General features: G+C 73.2%; 17 protein-coding genes. 2 read left to right on the top strand and 15 right to left on the bottom strand.

What is annotated here, in order from left to right:
- The first annotated feature begins 42 nt into the window (after nt 1-42).
- On the top strand, nt 43-1,434 hold the full coding sequence (locus ACZLMO_RS04880; RefSeq protein ID WP_463653059.1) for a mannitol dehydrogenase family protein: 1,392 nt from the start codon (nt 43-45) through the stop codon (nt 1,432-1,434).
- Complete coding sequence (locus tag ACZLMO_RS04875; RefSeq protein WP_463653058.1) at nt 1,431-2,357, top strand: carbohydrate kinase family protein; 927 nt, start codon at nt 1,431-1,433, stop codon at nt 2,355-2,357. Before ACZLMO_RS04880 ends, ACZLMO_RS04875 begins: the two co-directional genes overlap by 4 nt.
- A gap of 95 nt (nt 2,358-2,452) precedes the next feature.
- Here the strand turns inward: ACZLMO_RS04875 and ACZLMO_RS04870 are convergent, their stop codons facing one another.
- From ACZLMO_RS04870 to ACZLMO_RS04800, 15 genes are all read right to left on the bottom strand, one after another.
- Nucleotides 2,453-4,462, bottom strand: coding sequence for a thioredoxin domain-containing protein (locus ACZLMO_RS04870; RefSeq protein WP_463653057.1), 2,010 nt, complete (start codon nt 4,460-4,462; stop codon nt 2,453-2,455).
- 74 nt (nt 4,463-4,536) lie between these two features.
- Nucleotides 4,537-5,532, bottom strand: a complete 996-nt coding sequence (locus ACZLMO_RS04865) for a polyprenyl synthetase family protein (protein WP_463653056.1) — start codon at nt 5,530-5,532, stop codon at nt 4,537-4,539.
- Entirely contained in the window at nt 5,529-7,118 is a 1,590-nt protein-coding gene (gene nuoN, locus ACZLMO_RS04860) for an NADH-quinone oxidoreductase subunit NuoN (protein ID WP_463653055.1), read from the bottom strand. Before nuoN ends, ACZLMO_RS04865 begins: the two co-directional genes overlap by 4 nt.
- Nucleotides 7,115-8,734 (bottom strand): complex I subunit 4 family protein, encoded by a 1,620-nt coding sequence (locus tag ACZLMO_RS04855; RefSeq protein ID WP_463653054.1) that lies wholly within the window; start codon nt 8,732-8,734, stop codon nt 7,115-7,117. The genes nuoN and ACZLMO_RS04855 overlap by 4 nt, the downstream gene beginning before the upstream one ends.
- A 24-nt stretch (nt 8,735-8,758) precedes the next feature.
- The gene (nuoL, locus tag ACZLMO_RS04850; protein WP_463653053.1) at nt 8,759-10,726 is read right to left on the bottom strand and encodes an NADH-quinone oxidoreductase subunit L; all 1,968 of its coding nucleotides are present in this window, start codon (nt 10,724-10,726) and stop codon (nt 8,759-8,761) included.
- A 10-nt stretch (nt 10,727-10,736) separates the two neighbouring features.
- A complete protein-coding gene (gene nuoK / locus ACZLMO_RS04845) occupies nt 10,737-11,036 on the bottom strand; it encodes an NADH-quinone oxidoreductase subunit NuoK (RefSeq protein WP_425713642.1) in 300 nt (99 codons plus the stop codon).
- On the bottom strand, nt 11,033-12,043 hold the full coding sequence (locus tag ACZLMO_RS04840; RefSeq protein WP_463653052.1) for an NADH-quinone oxidoreductase subunit J: 1,011 nt from the start codon (nt 12,041-12,043) through the stop codon (nt 11,033-11,035). Before ACZLMO_RS04840 ends, nuoK begins: the two co-directional genes overlap by 4 nt.
- Complete coding sequence (nuoI, locus tag ACZLMO_RS04835; protein WP_463653051.1) at nt 12,040-12,759, bottom strand: NADH-quinone oxidoreductase subunit NuoI; 720 nt, start codon at nt 12,757-12,759, stop codon at nt 12,040-12,042. The genes ACZLMO_RS04840 and nuoI overlap by 4 nt, the downstream gene beginning before the upstream one ends.
- A 1-nt stretch (nt 12,760) precedes the next feature.
- Entirely contained in the window at nt 12,761-14,122 is a 1,362-nt protein-coding gene (nuoH, locus tag ACZLMO_RS04830; RefSeq protein WP_425713645.1) for an NADH-quinone oxidoreductase subunit NuoH, read from the bottom strand.
- 11 nt (nt 14,123-14,133) lie between these two features.
- A complete protein-coding gene (locus tag ACZLMO_RS04825) occupies nt 14,134-16,746 on the bottom strand; it encodes an NADH-quinone oxidoreductase subunit G (RefSeq protein ID WP_463653050.1) in 2,613 nt (870 codons plus the stop codon).
- Nucleotides 16,743-18,068 (bottom strand): NADH-quinone oxidoreductase subunit NuoF, encoded by a 1,326-nt coding sequence (gene nuoF, locus ACZLMO_RS04820; RefSeq protein ID WP_463653049.1) that lies wholly within the window; start codon nt 18,066-18,068, stop codon nt 16,743-16,745. Before nuoF ends, ACZLMO_RS04825 begins: the two co-directional genes overlap by 4 nt.
- Nucleotides 18,065-18,880: an NADH-quinone oxidoreductase subunit NuoE gene (gene nuoE, locus ACZLMO_RS04815; protein ID WP_463653048.1), complete on the bottom strand. Its 816-nt coding sequence runs from the start codon at nt 18,878-18,880 to the stop codon at nt 18,065-18,067. The genes nuoF and nuoE overlap by 4 nt, the downstream gene beginning before the upstream one ends.
- Entirely contained in the window at nt 18,877-20,220 is a 1,344-nt protein-coding gene (locus tag ACZLMO_RS04810) for an NADH-quinone oxidoreductase subunit D (RefSeq protein WP_463653047.1), read from the bottom strand. Before ACZLMO_RS04810 ends, nuoE begins: the two co-directional genes overlap by 4 nt.
- Complete coding sequence (locus ACZLMO_RS04805; RefSeq protein ID WP_463653046.1) at nt 20,220-20,942, bottom strand: NADH-quinone oxidoreductase subunit C; 723 nt, start codon at nt 20,940-20,942, stop codon at nt 20,220-20,222. The genes ACZLMO_RS04810 and ACZLMO_RS04805 overlap by 1 nt, the downstream gene beginning before the upstream one ends.
- Nucleotides 20,939-21,493, bottom strand: a complete 555-nt coding sequence (locus ACZLMO_RS04800) for a NuoB/complex I 20 kDa subunit family protein (protein ID WP_425713651.1) — start codon at nt 21,491-21,493, stop codon at nt 20,939-20,941. The genes ACZLMO_RS04805 and ACZLMO_RS04800 overlap by 4 nt, the downstream gene beginning before the upstream one ends.

Genomic DNA, 21,493 nt, shown 5'->3' with positions numbered 1-21,493 from the left:
CCTCGGGCCGGACCCGGCCCGCGACGACCACGGGGGGCTGCGATGACGCAGATCGAGGGACCGACGTACGACACGGGCGCGCTGACCACGGGCATCGTCCACTTCGGGGTGGGCAACTTCCACCGCTCGCACCAGGCGATGTACCTCGACCGCCTGCTCGAGGCGGGCGGCGCCGAGGACTGGGCGATCTGCGGCGTCGGCCTGTTCCCGGGGGACAAGGCGATGCGGGACGACCTCGCCGCCCAGGACTTCCGCTACACGCTCGTCCTGCGCGACTCGCGCCGGCCGCTCGAGGCGCGCACGATCGGCTCGATCGTCGAGCTGCTCTACGCGCCCGACGACCCGGACGCCGTCGTCGAGCGCATGGCCGCGCCCGAGACCCGGATCGTCAGCCTGACGATCACCGAGGGCGGCTACGGCGAGCACCCCGCCGAGGACGGCACGCCGAGCGCGTTCGACTACGTCGTCGACGCCCTCGCCGTGCGCCGCGAGCGCGGGACGCCGCCGTTCACGGTGGTCAGCTGCGACAACATCGAGGGCAACGGGCACGTGGCCCGGCGCAGCGTCCTCGGGCACGCGCGGGCCCGCGGCGGCGACCTCGCCGACTGGATCGAGAGCCACGTCGAGTTCCCGGCGAGCATGGTCGACCGCATCACCCCGGTGACCACGGACGACGACCGGGCGATGGTCAGGGACGAGCTCGGCGTCGAGGACCGCCGGCCCGTCGTGGGTGAGCCGTTCGTCCAGTGGGTGCTCGAGGACCGGTTCACGGACGGCCGTCCCGACCTGGAGTCGGTGGGCGTCCAGCTCGTCGACGACGTCGTCCCCTACGAGCGGATGAAGCTGCGCATCCTCAACGCCACCCACCAGCTGCTCGGCCACACGGGGCTGCTCGCCGGCCACACGTACGTCCACGAGGCGGTGACCGATCCGGTCCTCGGCCGGCTCGCCGCCGCCTACATCGCCGACGAGGCCGCCCCCACGGTGGGCGAGGTCGAGGGGATCGACCTCGCGGACTACGGGGCGACGATCGTCGACCGGTTCGGCAACGAGGCGATCGCCGACACCCTCGTCCGCATCGTCACGGATGCCTCGGACCGGGTGCTCGCCTTCGTCGTCCCGGTCGTCGAGGACCTCATCGAGCGCGACCTGCCGGTACGGGCCACCGCGTTCGTCCTCGCCGCGTTCGCGACCGTGTCCGCCACCGACGCCCACCGGGAGGCCGTCTCCGACCGGCAGCGCGGCCGGCTCGACGAGGCCGTCGCCCGCCTTCGGGCGGACACCGGCACCTTCCTCGACGACGAGACCCTCTTCGCCCGGATCGGCGCCGACGACCGCTTCCGCGCGGCGTTCGTCGCCGCCCACGAGGCGATCGCCGCGGACGGCGTCGTCGCGGCGGCCCAGGCGCTGCTCGACGGCTCGGACGACGCGTGACCGGCACGGCGGCGGACGCTCCCGGCGCATCCCGCGTGCTCGTCGTCGGCGAGGCTCTCGTCGACGTCTTCCCGGACGAGGAGGGCGGCCCCGCGCGGGCGAGCGGCCGCGTGCCCGGCGGCAGCCCCGCGAACATGGCGGTCGGGCTGGCCCGCCTCGGCGTCGACGTCGCCCTGCTCACCCACATCGGCGACGACGAGGACGGCGCCCTCGTGCGGGACCACCTCGTCTCCTCCGGGGTCGAGGTGCTCGCGGGCTCGGTGACCCCGGGCCGCACGTCGACCGCCGTCGCCACGATCGACGACGCCGGGGTCCCGGCCTACGAGTTCGACATCGCCTGGGAGCTGCCGCCGGTCGCGGACCTCGCGATCCCCGCGGCGGTGCACGTCGGCTCCTACTCCGCGTTCGTCGAGCCCGGCGCCACGCGCGTGCGGGAGATCGCCGCGCGGGCGCGGGCGGCAGGGGCCCTCGTCTCCTTCGACCCGAACGTCCGCGCCGCCCTGCTCCCGCCGCTCGAGCAGGTGCAGTCCGGCTACGACGAGCTCGCCGCGCACGCGAGCGTCGTCAAGATCTCCGACGAGGACGCCGAGTGGCTCTTCCCGGGCCTGTCGGGGGACGACGTCGTCGCGCGCACGCTCGCCCTCGGCCCCCGGCTCGTCGTGCTGACGATGGGGGCCGAGGGGGCGATCGTCGCCGACCGGGAGCGGTCGGTGCGGGTCCCGGCGGCCGGGGTCGAGGTGGTCGACACCGTGGGCGCGGGCGACAGCTACATGGCCGCCCTCATCGACTCGCTGCTCAGGCTGCCGGGCGACGCCCCGCTCGACCTCGAGGCGATCGGCCGGCGCAGCGCCGCCGCCTCGGGCATCACCGTGAGCCGCCGCGGCGCCGACCTGCCCACGGCCGCCGACCTCGAGGGGCGGTAGCCGGCGGGGACGACCGGTTCATCGAGATTGCGGTTGGTGCGCGCACCGCCGTCACCGAGCTGTCGTGAGGACGGGGCGCCGGGCCTCTCCGCACCTCAGGGCGCGAGGAGCCGCGCCAGCTCGGCGGGGGTCGTGACCGGCCGGTCGCAGACGAAGTGGCGGCACACGTAGGCGGCCGGCTCCCCGCCCACGAGGCCGCGACCCGCGAGCAACGGGATCCCCTCGGTGTCGGGCTCCCCCACCGCGAGGACGAGCCCCGGCGAGGCCGAGGCTCGCGCGACGGCCTCGAGCTCGTCGCGGGCCTGCCTCCCGGGCCCGGAGTCCGGGCCGACGATCGCCACCTCGAGCGGACCGGCGAGCAGGGCCTCGGCGGTCGCCAGGCTCCACCCGGCGAACCGCGGCGCCTGGCGGGCGACCGACCCGGCCGTGGCGAGGGCCGCCTCCGCCGCCGATCGGTGCCGCGTCGAGGCGGTGAGCGCCGCGTACGTGGCGAGCGCCCCGGCGAGCGCCGACGTCCCGGACGGCTCGGCATTGTCGGTCGTCTCGCGCGGCCGGGTGACGAGCGCCTCGGAGTCGGCGGCGACGTCGAAGTACCCGCCGTCCGGGGCGGCGAACAGCTCGAGCGCGGTGTCGAGCAGGCCGCCCGCCGCGGCGAGCCAGCGCGCCTCGCCGGTGGCCTGGTGGAGGGCGAGCAGGCCCTCGGCGAGGTCGCCGTGGTCGGCGGACACGGCCGCCGCCCTCCCGACGACGCCGTCGCGGGACAGGCGGCGCAGCCGGCCGTCGACCACGTGGACGTCGAGCACGAGCTCGGCGCACGTCCGCGCCGCGTCGACGTACCCCGGCTCGCCCAGCAGGGCGCCGGCCTCGGCGAGGGCGGCGATCGCCAGGCCGTTCCACGCCGTGACGACCTTGTCGTCCCGGGCCGGCTGCGGGCGCTCGGCCCGCGCGGCCAGCAGTCGCTCGCGAACGCCCGCCCACCAGACCGGGTCCTCGGGATCGGCGAGGAGCCGCAGCGTGGAGGTCCCGCCCTCGAACGTGCCCGGCGCCGTCACGCCCAGCAGCGAGGCGGCCCGCGCGCCGTCGTCGGGCCCGAGGACGTCCGTGAGCTCGCCGGGCGTCCACACGTAGGTGAGGCCCTCCTCGCCGTCGGTGTCGGCGTCGAGCGCGGAGGCGAAGCCGCCCTCGTCCGTGGCGAGGTCGCGCAGGAGGAAGTCGGCGGTCTCGCGAGCCGCCCGCTCGGCGAGGCCGGCGACCCGCCCGTCCGGGGCCGCGCGGACGAGGTGGACGAGGACGCGAAGGAGCTGGGCGTTGTCGAACAGCATCTTCTCGAAGTGCGGCACGACCCAGGCGGTGTCGACGGCGTACCGCGCGAAGCCTCCGGAGAGCTGGTCGTAGATGCCACCACGCACCATCGCCTCGCACGTGGCCTCGACCATCGCGAGGGCGTCCGTCCCCTCGGAGCCCGTGCGCGCGTGGTGGCGCAGGAGGAGCTCGAGGACCATCGACGGCGGGAACTTCGGCGCTCCCCCGAACCCGCCGTGCGCGGCGTCGAAGTCACGGGCCAGGGTGGCGACGGCGCCGTCCAGCAGCTCGGCGCCCAGGGGACTCGGCGGGCCCGCGTCGCTCACGGCGCGCAGGGCGTCGGTCAGGCCCGCCGACGCCGTGAGCACCTCGTCCCGTCGGTCCCGCCAGGCGACACCGGCGGCCGTGAGCAGCCGGAGCAGCTGCTCCCGCGGGTAGTAGGTGCCGCAGTGGAAGGGCTTCCCGTCCGGGGTGAGCAGGCAGGTCATCGGCCAGCCGCCGTGGCCGCTGACGGCAAGAGTGGCGGCCATGTAGACGGCGTCGACGTCGGGCCGCTCCTCCCGGTCGACCTTGACCGCCACGAACCCGGCGTTGACCACCTCGGCGACGCCGGCGTCCTCGAAGGACTCGTGCGCCATGACGTGGCACCAGTGACAGGCGGCGTAGCCGACCGACAGCAGGACGGGTAAGTCCCGGCGCCGCGCCTCGGCGAACGCCTCCTCGCCCCACTCCCACCAGTCGACCGGGTTGTCGGCGTGCTGGAGCAGGTAGGGCGACACGGCGTCGGCGAGGCGGTTGGGCATGCCTCGATCGTCCCTCGCTCACGCGCCGGGCGGAAGTCCGCTCACTCGCCGGAGGGTGGGTCAGGCAGGGCGGCTCAGCCGATGCGGTCGACCAGCATCGTCGCGAGCTCGGACAGGCCGTCCTTCACCTCGCCGGCGGGGAGCACGGCGAGCTCGGCCACGGCGTCGTCGGCCCAGCGCCGCGCGACCTCCCGGGACTCCTCGAGCACCTCGTGGTCGCGCAGGGCCGCCACGGCCGCGGCGAGCTCGGCGTCCCCGGACAGGTCGCCCTCGAGGAGGGTGAGCGCCCGCTCCCCCGCCTCGTCGAGCGTCCCGGCGGCGCGGCGGGCGCGCAGCAGGAGCACGGGCATCGTCGCCACGCCCTCGCGCAGGTCCGTGCCCGGCACCTTGCCGGACTCCTCAGGGTCGGAGGCGACGTCGATGACGTCGTCGGCGAGCTGGAACGCCACCCCGACCTTCTCCCCGAAGGCGGCGACGGCGTCGGCCAGGGCCTGCTCCGCGCCGGAGAACCGGGCGCCGTAGTAGGCGGCCGAGGAGATGAGCGAGCCGGTCTTGTCGGCGAGGACCCGCAGGTAGTGCTCGATCGCGTCGTCGCCCGCGTCCGGTCCCACCGTCTCGTGGAGCTGGCCCAGGCACAGGCGCTCGAAGGTGGCCGCGTGGAGCTGGACGGCCTCGGCACCGAGCGACGCCACGAGCGAGGAGGCCCGGGCGAACAGGAGGTCGCCGGTGAGGATGGCGACGTTGTTGCCCCACACGACGTGCGCGGCGGGCACCCCGCGGCGCACCTCGGCCGAGTCCATGATGTCGTCGTGGTAGAGCGTGGCGAGGTGGGTGAGCTCGACGGCCACGGCGGCGCGGACGACCTCGTCGCCGGCGCCGGACCCGAGCTGGGACGTCACCACGGTGAGCAGGGGGCGCAGGCGCTTGCCGCCGGCGTCCGACAGGTGCGCGGCGGGCTCCTCCGTGAGCCGGTCGGCGCCGCGCACGGCCGCCGCCAGGCGTTCCTCCACCTCGGCGAGAGCGGGGTCGACCTGCTCCAACCGGGCGGAGATGAGCTCGAGCCTGCTCACAGGACGAAGACCGCGGCGTCGGTGAGGAGCTCGAGCACGGGACCAGGGTAGACGCCCAGGGCGACGGTCGCGACGGCGCAGACCACGACGGCGACGATCGTCAGGCCCTCGGAGGACACGACGGTCACGCCCTCGTCCTTCGGCTCCTCGAAGAACATGAGCACGACGAGGCGGAAGTAGAAGAACGCGGTCGCGGCGGAGGCGAGGACGGCGAGCACGACGAGGACCGCGTCGCCCCCCGCGATGCCGGCGCTGAACACGGCGAACTTGCCGACGAACCCGGCGGTGAGCGGGATGCCCGCGAAGGACAGCAGGAAGACGAGCATCGACACCGCGATCGCCGGGCGGCGCCGACCGATGCCGGCCCACTGGTCGATGCGCGTGGCCTCGCCGGTGACCGAGCCCGCGGCGTCCGTCTCGCGCACCAGGGTGACGAGGCCGAACGCGCCGACCGTGGCCACGCCGTAGGCCAGCAGGTAGAAGATGACCGACCCGATGCCCGCCGAGGTCAGCGAGAAGACGCCGATGAGCACGAAGCCCGCGTGGGCGATCGAGCTGTAGGCGAGCATCCGCTTGATGTCCGTCTGGATGATGCCCATGACGGTGCCGACGAGCATCGTGAGGATGACGATCGTCCACACGACCGGCTCGAGGTCCCAGCCCAGGCCGGGCGCGACGACGTAGACGAACCGCAGCATCGCGCCGAAGGCGGCGATCTTCGTGGCGGCGGCCATGAAGCCGGTGACCGGGGTCGGGGCGCCGGTGTAGACGTCCGGGGTCCACGCGTGGAACGGCACGGCGCCGACCTTGAAGAGCAGGCCGACGAGGACGAGCACGACCCCGGGCAGGAGCAGCGAGTCCAGCCCCGGCGTCGAGGGCACGGCGGCCGCGATGTCGGTCAGCCGCAGCGAGCCCGCGAACCCGTAGAGCAGCGCGATGCCCATGAGGAAGAACGCCGAGGCGAACGCGCCGAGGATGAAGTACTTGATCGCGGCCTCCTGTGAGAGGAGGCGGCGGCGCCGCGCGGTGGCGGCCAGCACGTACAGCGGCAGCGAGAGGACCTCGAGCGCGACGAAGAGCGTGATGAGGTCGCCCGCCGCGGGGAAGACCATCATGCCGGTGAGCGAGAAGAGCGTGAGCGGGAAGATCTCCGACTGCGTGAGGCCGGCGCGGGCGGCCGCCTCGCTCTCGGCCGAGCCCGGGCGGGCGGCGGCCTGGGGCGCGAACGCCCCCTCGCGGGTCTCCGTGCGGTCCGCCATGACGAGCACGGCGAGCAGGGCGCTGACGAGGAGGACCGCCTGGATCGCGAGGGACGGCAGGTCCTCGACGTACGCGCCGCCGGTGACGACCTCGGTGGGCGCCTCGGCGCCGTGGACGGTCGCCAGGCGCCAGACGACGGCGACGAGGCCGGCGGCGATCGCGACGAGCGCGAAGGGCACCTGGACGCCGCGGCGCGCCGTGCGCGGGAGGAACGCCTCGAGCAGGACGCCGACGACGGCCGCCCCGCCGACGATGAGCACCGGGACGAGCGGCGCCCAGGCGATGGTCGGTGCGACGAAGGCGGTCGCGCTCAGGGCGGCGGTCACAGGGCGCTCCCCACGGTCGAGATCGGGCTGGACTGGGCGGCATCAGCGGCGTCCGCGCCGTCGGCGAGGACGACCACCTGCTCGGCCACGGGCTGGATCAGCTCGACGACCGGCGCCGGGAAGAGGCCGAGCGCGAGCACCCCCGCGACGAGCAGCCCCATGACGGTGCGCTCCGTCCCGGTCAGGTCGCGCAGGGCGTCGGCGCGCCGGCGGGGTTCGCCGTCGGGCCGTGACTCGCCGTCCGTGACGCCCGCGCCCACGGGCGCCGGGCCGGTGAAGATCTGCTGGTACGGCATGAGGACGTAGAGGGCGGCGAGGACGACGCCGATCACGGCGAACGCCGCCGCGATCCAGCTGACCTCGAACGTGCCGAGCAGGACCATGTACTCGCCCCAGAAGCCGGACAGGCCGGGCAGGGCGATCGAGGCCAGGCCCATGACGAGCCACGTGCCGGCGAGCACCGGGACGACGCGCTGGTAGCCGCCGAAGGAGGCGATCCGCTGCGTGCCGCCGCGGCGCACCAGGTACTCGGAGCCGAGGAACATGCCGGCGGTCGACAGGCCGTGGGCGACCATGTAGAACATCGCGCCGGTCAGGGCCACCTCGGAGCCGACGAAGACGCCGAGCACGATGAACCCGAAGTGGGACACCGAGGTGAAGGCGACGAGCCGCATGACGTCCTGCTGGCCGAGCGCGAGGAGCGCCCCGTAGAGGATCGAGACGACCGCGAGGACGATCATCGCGGGCGCGGCCCACGCGACCTGCTCGGGGAAGATCGTCAGCAGCAGCGTGATCATGCCGAAGGTGCCGACCTTGTCCATGACGCCGACGAGCAGCGTGGAGACGCCGCCCGGGGACTGCTCGGCGGTGTCGGGCAGCCACGTGTGGACGGGCACCATCGGCGCCTTGATGGCGAACGCGACGAGGAACGCGAGGAAGATGAGGCGCGCCGTCGTGTCGGACGTCCCGGCCATCGCGCCCGCGAGGTTGTCGACGAGGAAGCCCTCGGGGCCGCCGGGGCCCTGGAGGTAGAGGGCGACGACGCCGGCGAGCATGACGAGCCCGCCCGCGAGCGAGTAGAGCAGGAACTTGATCGCGGCCGCGCGGCGCCGGGCCCCGCCGTACATCCCGACGAGCAGGAAGATCGGCAGCAGCATCGCCTCGAAGAGGACGTAGAACAGGAAGACGTCCCGGGCCGCGAAGACGGCGACGAGGATGCCCTCGAGGATGAGGACGAGCGCGACGTAGGTGGCGGTGCGCCGCTCGGTCGTCGCGTCGTCGTCGCCGGCGCGCACGGGGACGCCCGAGATCAGGACGACGACGACGAGGAACGCGGTGAGCAGGAGCATCGCGACGCCGAGGCCGTCGACGCCGAGCGCGTAGGACACGCCCAGCTGCGGGATCCAGGCGACCTGCTCGGTCAGCTGGTGCTCACCGGCGGCGCCGAGGTCGAAGTCGGTGGCCACGGCGGCGATCGTGCCGGCGAGGACGAGCAGGGACACGCCGAGACCGACGGGCCGGGCGACGCGGCGCAGCCCGGGGACGAGGAGCAGCGCGCCGGCGACCACCGGGACGGCGATCAGCAGCGTGAGCCACGGGAGGGTAGCGGTGTTCACAGGTTCGGTTCCTCTTCCCTCGGCCTAGAGACGCCAGGCCAGGACGGCGAGCAGGGCGAGCACGGTGCCGGCCGTCATCAGTGCGGCGTAGCTGCGGACGAATCCGTTCTGGAGCCTGCCCAGGAGGCGGCCCAGACCGGCGGTGGCCGAGGCGGTGCCCATGACGGCGCCGTCGACGACTCCCCGGTCGGCCTCGACGAGGCCGCGCGTGAGCTGCTGGCCCGGGCGCATGAAGATGCCCTCGTTGACGGCGTCCTGGTACAGGTCGTTGCGGGCGGCGGTGACGAGCACGTTGCCGGCGGGGGCCACGGCGGGCACCTCGCGGCGCGCGTACATCGCCCAGGCGATCACGGCGCCGAGCAGGACGATCGCGATCGTCGCGCCCATGATGACCGGGACCGCGAGGACCGGCTCGGCGTGCTCGTGGTGGCCGGTCACCGGCTCGAGCCAGGTGACGAACCCGCCGCCGAGCTGGAGCGCGAAGCCCAGGCCCACCGAGCCGATCGCGAGGACGATCATCGGGACGGTCATCAGCCACGGCGACTCGTGCGGGTGGACCTCGGAGCCCTCCTCAGCGGTGGTCCAGCGGCGCTTCCCGTGGAAGGTCATGAAGAACAGCCGGGACATGTAGAAGGCCGTGATGCCGGCACCGATCAGCGTGACCATGCCGAAGACCCACGGCTCCCAGCCGGCGTGGCCGTCCTGGGGCACGAACGCGGTCTCGATGATCTTGTCCTTCGACCAGAAGCCGGAGAACGGCGGGATGCCGAGGATCGCGAGCCAACCCAGGCCGAACGTGATCCACGTGATCGGCATGACCTTCGACAGGCCGCCGAACCGGCGCATGTCGACCTGGTCGTTCATCCCGTGCATGACCGAGCCGGCCCCGAGGAACATGCCGGCCTTGAAGAAGCCGTGCGTGACGAGGTGGAAGATCGCGAACGCGTAGCCGATCGGGCCGAGCCCCGCGGCGAGGATCATGTACCCGATCTGGGACATCGTCGAGGCGGCGAGGACCTTCTTGAGGTCGTCCTTCGCGCAGCCGACGATCGCGCCGAACAGCAGCGTGATCGCGCCGACGACCGCGACGACCATCCGCGCGTCCGGCGTGAGGTCGAAGATCGGGCCGGAGCGCACCACGAGGTAGACGCCGGCGGTGACCATCGTCGCCGCGTGGATGAGCGCCGAGACCGGGGTGGGGCCGGCCATCGCGTCGCCGAGCCAGGCCTGGAGCGGGAACTGCGCCGACTTGCCGCACGCGGCGAGCAGGAGGAGCAGCCCGATGACGGTGAGCAGGCCGGTCGACGCGGCGGGCGCGGTCTCGGCCACGCCGGCGAAGCTGACGGTGCCCAGGCCGGCGAACATCGCGGCCATCGCCATGAGCAGGCCCATGTCGCCGACGCGGTTCATGACGAACGCCTTCTTCGCCGCGACCGCGTACTCGGGCACGTGGTTCCAGAACCCGATGAGCAGGTACGAGGCGAGGCCCACGCCCTCCCAGCCGACGAACAGCACGAGGTAGCTGTTGCCGAGGACGAGCAGGAGCATCGCCGCGACGAAGAGGTTGAGGTAGGCGAAGAACCGGCGCCGGTCGCGGTCGTGCTCCATGTACGCCACGGCGTAGATGTGGATGAGCGTGCCGACGAGCGTGACGAGCAGGACGAACGTCATCGACAGCGGGTCGATCCGCATCCCGAGGGAGACGTCGAGCGTGCCGGCGGGCAGCAGGTCGTACAGGTGGAGGTCCATGACACGGTCCCCCGCGTCGCGACCGAGCATGTCGACCGTGATCCAGGCGGCGACGACGAAGGTCGCGGCGGAGGCGAGGACGCCGAGCCAGTGGCCCCAGGCGTTCGCGGCGCGGCCGGACAGCAGCAGGACCGCTGCGCCGACGAGCGGCACGGCGACGAGCAGCCAGGCCAGGCTCGCGGGGCCGTCGGCGGCCACGGGCGCGGCGACCTCGGTGACGGCGTGAAGGGTGGCGGTGGTCATCGTGCTCCCTTCAGCTCTTCATGAGGTTGACGTCGTCGACCGAGGCGGACCGACGGGTGCGGAACACGGACACGATGATCGCCAGGCCGACCACGACCTCGGCCGCGGCGACGACCATGACGAAGAACGCGGCCACCTGCCCGGTGAGGTCGCCGTGCACGCGCGAGAACGTCACGAGCACGAGGTTGGCCGAGTTGAGCATGAGCTCGACGCCCATGAGCTGGACGATCGCGTTGCGGCGCACGAGCACCGCCGTGGCGCCGACGGCGAAGAGGATGCCGGCGAGCACCACGTAGTTCATCGGGTTCATCGGTCGTCCCCTGCGGTGGTCTCGGAGCTCTGCTCGGCCGCGGTGCGGGCGGCCTCGGCGCGCGCGGCGCGGCGCCGGGCGACGACCTCGCGACCGGGCGAGCCGGGCACGAGCGGTATCGGGGCGGGCTCGCCGGGCATGGCGGGCAGGCCGGCGCGACCCACGCTGCGCGTCGCGTCGCGGCCGTGCAGGCCGCGGGCCGGCTCGGTGCGCGACCGGGCGACGGCGGCCACGGTCTCGGGGCTGACCTCGCCGATCGTGCGCTCCTGCCCGCGGATGCGCAGCACCCGGGGCACGGACTCGACGATCGGCTCGCCCGCGGCGGACAGGGCCGGCAGGTCGGCGGCGTTGGACCGGGCGTAGACGCCGGGCGTCGGCAGCTGGCCGATCCGGGCGCCGTCCTCCTTGAACGCCCGCATCTTGGCGGCCTCGACCTCGACCTGCGTGGTCCTCGGCGTGAGCCGCTCGCGGTGGGTGAGGACGACCGCGCCGAGGGCGGCGGTGATGAGCAGGGCGCCCGTGAGCTCCATCGTGAGGACGAAGTCGCCGAACAGGACGCGCGCCACCCCGACCGGGTTCGAGTCGGCGTTCGCGGCCGCGAGACCCGCCGAGTCGGGCAGACCGACGGCCTGGGCCCCGACGCCGACGAGCACGGCGAGCAGGCCGACTCCCCCGACGACCGCGACCCAGCGCTGGTTGCGGATCGTCTCGTGCAGCGAGTCGGCGGCGTCGACGCCGACGAGCATGAGGACGAAGAGGAAGAGCATCATGATCGCGCCGGTGTAGACGACCACCTGGACGACCCCGAGGAAGGGGGCGCCCTGGGCCACGTACATCACGGCGAGGCAGAGCATGACGAGGATGAGCGACACGGCGGCGTAGACCGCGCGGCGGGCGAACAGCAGCCCGCTCGAGGCGATGACCATGACGGCCGCGAGGACCCAGAACAGCGCGGTCTCGCCGCCGCCGATCTCGCCGGGCACCGTCATGACGGGGGTGGGGGTCATCGCGCGGTCCCCTTCGCACCTGCGGCCACGGCCTCGCGGGCGGAGGCGAGCGTCTCGTCGTCGGGCCGGTGGGTCTCGACCCACTCGACCTGCTCGGCGGTGGGGCCGGTGACCTCGCCGCGGTAGTAGTCGGCGTCGGTCGCTCCGGCCACCATCGGGTGGGGGGCGGCGAGCATGCCGTCGGCCAGCGGCGCGAGCAGGTCGCCCTTCTCGTAGATGAGGCCCTCGCGGGTGGGTCCGGCCAGCTCGAAGTCGTTGGACATCGTCAGGGCGCGGGTCGGGCAGGCCTCGATGCAGTACCCGCAGAAGATGCAACGCAGGTAGTTGATCTGGTAGACGCGGCCGTAGCGCTCGCCGGGCGAGTACTGACCGTCGGGGCCGTTCGGGCCCGCCTCGACGTAGATGGCGTCCGCGGGGCACGCCCACGCGCACAGCTCGCAGCCGATGCACTTCTCGAGCCCGTCGGCGTACCGGTTGAGCAGGTGACGGCCGTGGTAGCGCGGCTGCGTCGGGGGCTTCTCGAACGGGTACTGGACCGTGCGGGAGGGCCGGAACATCGACGTGATCGTCACGCCGAACCCGGCGACGGGCGCGAGGAGCGACCCCACGGGCCCGGGGACGTCCGGAGCGAGGCGGATCTCCTCGTCACCGTTGCGCACGACCACGTCGTCCGCGGTGATGCGGCGGCTCAGCTCGGAGCCCTTCTCGTCAGCCATGTCAGGCCTCCTCGGTGGTGGCGTCGGTGGCGGTGCCCCGCTCGGCGGCGCTCGCCCGGGCGCTGCTGGCGACGACCGGCTCGGCGGCGTCGGCCCGGCGTCGGCCCGCGCGGGGCGACGGGGGCAGGGTCTGGCCGGGCAGCGGCGGGACGGGGAAGCCGCCGGCGAAGGCGTCGAACGGTTCGGGATCGCGCTCCTCGTCGTCGGGCTCCTTCTTCTCCGGGAGGAGGAAGGTGACGATCATGACGACGACGAGCAGCCCGGCGATGACCGCGAGCAGCTGCCACAGCTCGAAGTCGCTGAACTGGCGCACCCCCTGGATGATCGCGACCGCGACCAGCCAGACGAGCGCGGCCGGGATGAGGATCTTCCAGCCGAGGTTCATCAGCTGGTCGTAGCGCACGCGCAGGAGGGTGCCGCGCATCCAGATCATGACGAACATGCAGGCCCAGACCTTGAGCCAGAAGACGAGGAACCCGACGATCGGCGCGGCCCACCACACGATGTGGTCCGAGAGGAACGGGATCCGCCAGCCGCCGAGGAACAGCGTGGTCGCGACGGCCGAGACGTTGAACATGTTGACGTACTCGGCGAGGTAGAACCACGCGAACTTCATCGAGGAGAACTCGATGGAGTGCCCCGCCACGAGCTCGCCCTCGGCCTCGGGCAGGTCGAAGGGCAGCCGGTTGACCTCGGCGACCATCGAGACCACGTAGATGACGAACGCCGGCAGCAGCGAGATCGCCCACCACACGTTGGTCTGCGCGTCGACGATCTGGGACGTCGCCATCGAGCCGGACACGAGGAAGACCGAGACGAGCGCGAGGCCCATCGACAGCTCGTAGGAGATGACCTGCGCGGAGGAGCGCACGGCGCCGAGCAGCGGGTAGGTCGAGTTCGACGACCAGCCGCCCAGCACGATGCCGTACACGCCGAGCGCGGTGATCGCGAGGATGTAGAGCACGGAGACCGGGACGTCGGTCAGCTGCATCGGCGTCCACCACGTCGGGTCGGCGCCGTTGGTGATGTCCGGACCCATCGGGATGACGGCGAGCACCATGAACGCGCAGAACGCGGCGATGCCGGGCGCGAGCATGTAGAGGACCCGGTCCGCGCCCTTGAGCTGGATGTCCTCCTTGAGGACGAGCTTGAGGGCGTCGGCGACCGCCTGGAACAGGCCCCACGGGCCGAGCACGTTGGGTCCCTCGCGGGTCTGCATCTTGCCGAGCCCGCGCCGCTCGACCCACAGCGCCATGAGGACGCCGGTGAGCAGGAGGACGACGATGACGACGGCCTTGATGAGGGAGATCCACCAGGTGTCGTGGCTGAAGTCCGCCGTCGGCAGCGCCGAGGCGGTGGACATGACCGGGGTGATCACTGCTGGGCCTCCGCGGTGGTGACGGTGACGACGCTGCCGGCGCCGGCCCCGGTCTGGGCGCGCACGGCGCTGCCCGGGGAGTTCTCGGGCACCCACACCACACCGTCGGCCATCCGCGTGACGGTCAGCGGCAGGGTGAGCGAGCCGGTCGGTCCGGTGAGGCGGACGCGGCCGCCGTCGACGGCGCCGACCGCGCGGGCCGTGGCCGGCGAGAGGCGGAGCACCGGGCGGTGCGCGGTCCCCGCGAGGTGCGGTTCGCCGTCCTGGCCGCGGCCGGCGTCGAGCTGCAGCTTCCACGTGGCGAGGACCGCCTGGCCGGCGCCGGGCTGCTGGCGCGCCGCGGGCGCCCCCGCGGTGTCGTCGCTCGTGACGACCGGGCCGTCCCACGGGTCGAGCTCGGCGAGCTCGGCGTGCAGCTCGGCGAGGGTCCCGAGGCCGAGGTCGCGACCCATCTCGCGCGCGATGTCGGCGAGCACGAGGCGGTCGGACTGCGCGTGGGACGCGAGGACCTGCCCGAAGGGACGCACGCGCCCCTCCCAGCTGACGAACGAGCCGGCCTTCTCGACCGGCGGGGCCACGGGCAGGACGACGTCGGCGAGCTCGGAGATCGCGTTGCGGCGCACCTCGAGCTGGACGAGCACGTCGACCTGGCCGATCGCCCGCAGCGCGGCCGCGGGGTCCATCATGTCGAGCGTCTCGACGCCGCCGATCAGGAGGCCGGTCAGCTCGCCGGAGGCGGCGGCCCGCAGGATCTCGCGGTGGGCGCGGCCGGGACGGTCGGGCAGGGAGTCGATGCCCCACACGGCGCCGGCGTCGGCGCGCGCGGCCGGGTCGGCCACGGGGCGGCCGCCGGGCAGGAGGGTCGGCAGCAGGCCGGCGTCGACGGCGCCGCGCTCCCCCGCGCGCCGCGGCACCCACGCGAGGCGGGCCCCGGTGCGCTCGGCGAGGCGGGCGACGGCGGTGAGCGTGCCGGGCAGGGCCGCCGCGCGCTCGCCGACGAGGATGACGGCGCCGGGAGCGGACAGCTCGGAGAGCAGCTCGTCGCCCAGGGCGTCCAGCGCGGCGGGCTCGCCGCCGGGGACGACCTCGACGAGGTCGGCGCGCATCTTCGTGGTCCCGCGGGTGGCCATCGGCGCGAGGGTGGTGACCCGTGCCGTGCCGGCGAGGACGCCCTTGCGCAGGCGGAGGAAGATCGTGCCGCACTCCTCCTCGGGCTCGAGCGCGACGAGGAGCACGCGGCCGGCGCGCTCGAGGTCGCGGTAGGTCACCCCGAGGCCGGTCGCCGCCACGTGGGAGGCGAGGAAGTCGGCCTCCTCGGCGCTGTGCGGGCGCGCGCGATGGTCGACGTCGTTCGTGCGGAGCACCGTGCGGGCGAACTTCGACCACGCGTAGGCGTCCTCGAGGGTGAGGCGCCCGCCGGGGAGCACGCCGACGCCGCCGGCAGCGGCGGCGCGGGCCAGCTCGGAGCCGGCGACCGAGAGGGCCTCGGACCAGCTGGTCTCGTGCATCTCCCCGGTGGCCTGGTCGCGCACGAGCGGCATCCGCAGGCGGTCCGGCGCGTCCTGCCAGTGGTAGGCGAACCGGTCCTTGTCGGTGATCCACTCCTCGTTGACCTCGGGGTCGTTGCCCGCGAGGCGGCGGACGACGGCGCCGCGGCGGTGGTCGACCCGGATGGCCGAGCCGGACGCGTCGTGCTCGGCGACCGACGGGGTGGAGACGAGGTCGAAGGGCCGCGAGCGGAACCGGTACATCGCCGACGTCAGCGCGCCGACGGGGCAGATCTGGATCGTGTTGCCCGAGAAGTAGGAGGTGAACGGCCGGCCGGAGGTGTCGGCCTCGGCCGCACCCATCGGGGCGGTCGCGTGGCCGGAGGACATGCCGGGCACGCCGTCGGGGCCGGCGAACGGGACGCCCGTGGCGTCGGGGAGCCCGGCGTCGTCGAACCCGAGGACGTCGGCGTCGAAGCCACCGACCTGCGAGCCGTTGAGGGCGTGCACCTCGCGGCCGGGGGTGCCGCCGCCACGGCCCTGGAGCGCGATGAAGGCGTCGCCGGCGATCTCGGAGGAGAACCGGGTGCAGCGCTGGCACAGGATGCAGCGGTCGCGGTCGAGGAGGATCTGCGTGGAGATCGCGATCGGCTTGGGGAACGTCCGCTTGACGTCGACGAACCGGCTCTCGGCGCGGCCGTTGCTCATCGCCTGGTTCTGCAGGGGGCACTCGCCGCCCTTGTCGCACACCGGGCAGTCGAGCGGGTGGTTGATGAGGAGGAACTCCATGATGCCGTGCTGCGCCTTGTCGGCCACCTCGGAGGTGTGCTGGGTGGCCACGACCATGCCCGGCGTCACCTCCATCGTGCAGGAGGCCTGCGGCTTGGGCATCTTCTTGAGGTTGCCCTCGCGGTCCGGGCTGGCCACGTCCACGAGGCACTGCCGGCACGCGCCGGCGGGCTTGAGGAGGGGGTGGTCGCAGAACCGGGGCACCTGGATGCCGACCTGCTCGGCGGCCCGGATGATGAGCGTGCCCTTGGGCACGGACACCTCGCGGCCGTCGATCGTGGCCGTGACGAGCTCGGGGGCCGCCGGCGCGGCCTGCTCCTGGGTCTGGGTCATCGCACACCTGCCTCGTGGAAGATCGCCGACGCCTCGTAGGGGAAGAGCTCCCGCGCGGGCGTGTGGCAGCCGGCCTCGAACTCGTCGCGGAAGTGCGCGATGCCGGACTGGATGGGGGTGGCCGACGCGTCGCCGAGCGCGCAGAACGAGCGGCCGGCGATGTTGGCTGAGACCTCGAGGAGGAGGTCGACGTCCGAAGGCAGCCCGCGGCCGTCCTCGAGCCGGTGCATGACCTGCTTCATCCAGAAGGTCCCCTCGCGGCAGGGCGTGCACTTGCCGCAGGACTCGTGCTGGTAGAAGTCCGTCCACTTCGAGATCACCCGGACCACGGACACGGTCTCGTCGAAGACCATGAGCGCCCGGGTGGCGAGCATGGACCCGGCGGCGCCGACCGACTCGTAGTCGAGCGGCACGTCGAGGTGCTCGTCGGTGAGGATCGGGGTCGAGGAGCCGCCCGGGGTCCAGAACTTGAGCCGGTGCCCGGCGCGGACGCCGCCGGCCATCTCGATGAGCTCACGCATGGTGATGCCGAACGGCGCCTCGAACTGGCCGGGGTTGGTCACGTGGCCGGAGACCGAGAACAGGCCGTGGCCCGCGGACTTCTCCGTGCCCATCGCGGTGAACCAGTCCTGGCCGCGGGAGAGGATCCCGGGGACCGAGGCGATCGACTCGACGTTGTTGACGACCGTGGGCCGCGCGTAGAGGCCGGCGACGGCGGGGAACGGCGGCTTGAGCCGCGGCTGCCCGCGCAGTCCCTCGAGCGAGTCGAGCAGCGCCGTCTCCTCGCCGCAGATGTAGGCCCCGGCACCGGCGTGGACGGTGATCTCGAGGTGGTAGTCGCCGTCCGGCCCCAGCCCGGTGCCGATGAGCCCGGCCTCGCGGGCCTCGCGCACGGCGGCGAGCAGGCGGCGGTAGACGTGGACCGTCTCGCCGCGCAGGTAGATGAAGGCGTGGTGGCCGCCGATGGCGTAGCTGGTGATCGCCATGCCCTCGATGAGGGAGTGCGGGTTCGCCATGAGCAGCGGGATGTCCTTGCACGTGCCGGGCTCGGACTCGTCGGCGTTGACGACCAGGTAGCGCGGCCCTCCGTCGGCCGGCGGGAGGAAGGACCACTTGAGGCCGGTGGGGAAGCCGGCGCCGCCGCGGCCGCGCAGGCCGGAGCCCTTGACGAGGTCGACGACCTCGCCGGGGGGCATCGTCAGAGCCTTGTCCCACCCCTGGTAGCCGCCGTGGTCGCGGTAGGTGTCGAGGGTCCAGGATCGCGGGGCGTCCCAGATGTCGGAGAGGACCGGCGTGAGGGTGCCGGGGCTGGTGAGTGTCACTTCTCCTCCTCGGAGACCGTGCGGCCGGCCGTCCCGGGGTCGGCCTCGCCCCGGGTGGGCACCTGGTGGTCGGCGCTCGAGCCGGTGTCGCCCACGGGCGCGGCGCCCGCGACCTCGGCGGCGAGGTGGTGGTCGTCCGCGCCGTGGTCCTCGCGCGGAGAGGTCCAGCCGTTGGCCCGGGCGATGCGCAGGCCGAGCAGGGAGGCCTCGCCGGCACCGGGCCCCTCGTCGGCGCGGCCGTCCTCGAAGCCCGCGAGCACGCGGGAGATCTCCTTGAACGTGCCCACCGTGGTGGCGCCGCGCGTGGGGTGGACGGGGCGGCCGGCGGCGATCTCGTCGACCAGCGCCGTGGCCGAGGCCGGGGTCTGGTTGTCGAAGAACTCCCAGTTGACCATGACGACCGGGGCGTAGTCGCAGGCCGCGTTGCACTCGAGCTGCTCGAGGGTGATCCGGCCGTCGGGCGTGGTCTCGTCGTGGCCGACCCCGAGGTGGTCGGAGACCGCCTCGAAGATCTGGTCGCCGCCCATGACCGCGCACAGGGCGTTCGTGCAGACGCCCACGTTGTACTCGCCGTTGGGGTGGCGCTTGTACTGGCTGTAGAACGTCGCGACGGCGGAGACCTCGGCGCGCGTGATCGACAGGGCCTCGGCGCACAGCGCGATGCCGCGGGCGGAGACGTAGCCGTCGACGGACTGCACGAGGTGGAGCATCGGCAGCAGCGCCGAGCGCGGCGAGGGGTAGCGGGCGACGATCGCCGCGATGTCGGCGGTCAGCGACTCGGCGACGTCCGGCGCGTAGGTCTGCTCGGTCATCGGTCCACTCCTCCGAGGACGGGGTCGAGCGAGGCGAGGATGACGACGACGTCGGCCAGCTGGCCGCCCTCGCTCATCAGCGACATCGACTGCAGGTTGGAGAACGACGGGTCGCGGAAGTGCGCCCGGTAGGGGCGCGTCCCCCCGTCGGAGACGAGGTGGACGCCCATGACGCCCTTCGCGTGCTCGATCGCCACGTGCGCCTGGCCCGGCGGGACCCGGAAGCCCTCGGTGACGAGCTTGAAGTGGTGGATGAGCGACTCCATCGACTCGCCCATGATGTGGCGGATGTGGTCGAGGCTGTTGCCCTGGCCGTCGGTGCCCACCGAGAGCTGCGCCGGCCAGGCGATCTTCTTGTCCTCGACCATCGTCGGCTGCCCGGCGGAGGCCTCGAGGCGGTCGAGCACCTGGAGGACGATCCGCAGCGACTCGAAGCACTCCTCGAAGCGCGCCTGGACGCGGTTGAAGGCGTCCGAGCGCTCCTTGGTGACGACGTTGAACTCGTAGGTCTCGTAGCCGCAGTACGGGTCGGTCTTGCGCAGGTCCGCCGGGAGGCCGGTGGCGCGCAGGCAGGGCCCGGTCAGGCCGAGGGCGAGGGCGCCGGACAGCGAGATGACGCCGACGTCGACGTGCCGCAGCTTGAACAGCGGGTTCTCCATCGTCAGCTTCATCATCTCGACGACGGACAACCGGATGTCGGCGAGCCGCTCGCGGACGAACTCCACCGTGCCGGGCGGCAGGTCCTGGGCCACGCCGCCGGGCCGGATGTAGGCGTGGTTCATGCGCAGGCCGGAGACTCGCTCGAAGATGTCGAGGATGTTCTCCCGGCCGCGGAAGCCGAGGGTCATCATCGTCGTGGCGCCGAGCTCGTTGCCGGCGGTGCCGACCGCGATGAGGTGGGAGCTGATCCGGTTGAGCTCCATGAGCAGGACCCGGATCTGGCTGGCCCGCTCGGGGATCTGGTCGGTGATGCCGAGGAGCTTCTCGACCCCGAGGCAGTAGGCGACCTCCTGGAAGAACGGCGCCACGTAGTCCATGCGCGTGCAGAAGGTCACGCCCTGGGTCCAGGTGCGGTACTCCATGTTCTTCTCGATGCCGGTGTGCAGGTAGCCGAGGCCGACCCGCACCTCGTGCACCGTCTCGCCGTCGATCTCGAGGATGAGCCGGAGCACGCCGTGCGTCGAGGGGTGGACGGGCCCCATGTTGACGACGATGCGCTCCTCGCCGAGGCGCTCGGCCTCGGCGGCGATGTCGGACCAGTCGCCGCCGTCGGCGATGAAGTCCGGCTCCTCCTCGCCGAGGGCGGGGCCGGGTGCGCTGGGCATGGTGGGGGCGGACATCAGCTGTACGACCTCCGGGTGTCGGGCGGCGGGACGGTGGCACCCTTGTACTCCACCGGGATGCCGCCGAGCGGGTAGTCCTTGCGCTGCGGGTGCCCGACCCAGTCGTCGGGCATGAGGATGCGCGCGAGGGCGGGGTGGCCGTCGAACACGATGCCGAACAGGTCGAACGTCTCGCGCTCGTGCCAGTCGTTGCCCGGGTAGACCGCGACCAGCGAGGGGATGTGCGGGTGCGCGTCGGGGCAGGTGACCTCGAGGGCGATCGAGCGCCCGTGCGTGATCGACATGAGGTGGTAGGCGGCGTGCAGCTCGCGGCCCGTGTGCTGGGGGAAGTGCACGCCGGAGACGCCGAGGCACAGCTCGAAGCGCAGGTCCTGGTCGTCGCGCAGCGCGCGTGCCACCGCCACGAGGTGCTCGGCGGCGATGTGCAGGGTGAGGTCGCCGTGCTCGATCACCACGCGCTCGATCGCCGCGTCGGGGTCGATGCCCTGCTCGCCGAGGACCTCGCGCAGGACGTCGACGACCTCGTCGAACCAGCCGCCGTAGGGGCGCTGCGCGGCCTCGGGCTCGGTGACGGCCACGACGAGGCCGCCGAAGCCCGAGGTGTCGCCGGAGCCGTGGACGCCGAACTGGCCGCGGCGCACGGCCACGACGTCGAGCTCGGTGCGCCCGTCCGGTCCGGGGGCGGCGGCGATGTCACCGCCGGCGTCGGTGCCGCTCACGCGAGGAGCCCCTTCATCTCGTGGGTCGGGGTGGCGCCGAGGGCGGCACGCTCGGCCGCGCGGGCGGCCTCGACCCGGTTGACGCCGAGCGGCGCCTTCTTGACCTGCTCGCGCAGCTCGAGGATGGCGTTGATGAGCATCTCGGGCCGCGGCGGGCAGCCGGGCAGGTAGATGTCGACCGGCACGATGTGGTCGCACCCCTGGACGATCGCGTAGTTGTTGAACATGCCGCCCGAGGAGGCGCACACGCCCATGGAGATCACCCACTTGGGGTCCGACATCTGGTCGTAGACGTTGCGGACGACCGGGGCCATCTTGTGGCTCACGCGGCCCGACACGATCATCACGTCGGCGTGCCGGGGCGAGGCGCGGAAGACCTCGAGGCCGAACCGGGCCATGTCGAAGCGCGGGGTGCCGGCGGCCATCATCTCGATGGCGCAGCACGCGAGGCCCATGGTGACCGGCCACTGCGAGTTCGACCGGGCGAAGCCGGCGACGGCCTCGACGGTGGTGAGACCGAACCCTGCGGGGAGCTTCTCCTCGATACCCAT

The organism is Georgenia sp. G2120, from assembly GCF_055326485.1.
This window is presented reverse-complemented; position numbering and strand designations above follow the sequence as displayed.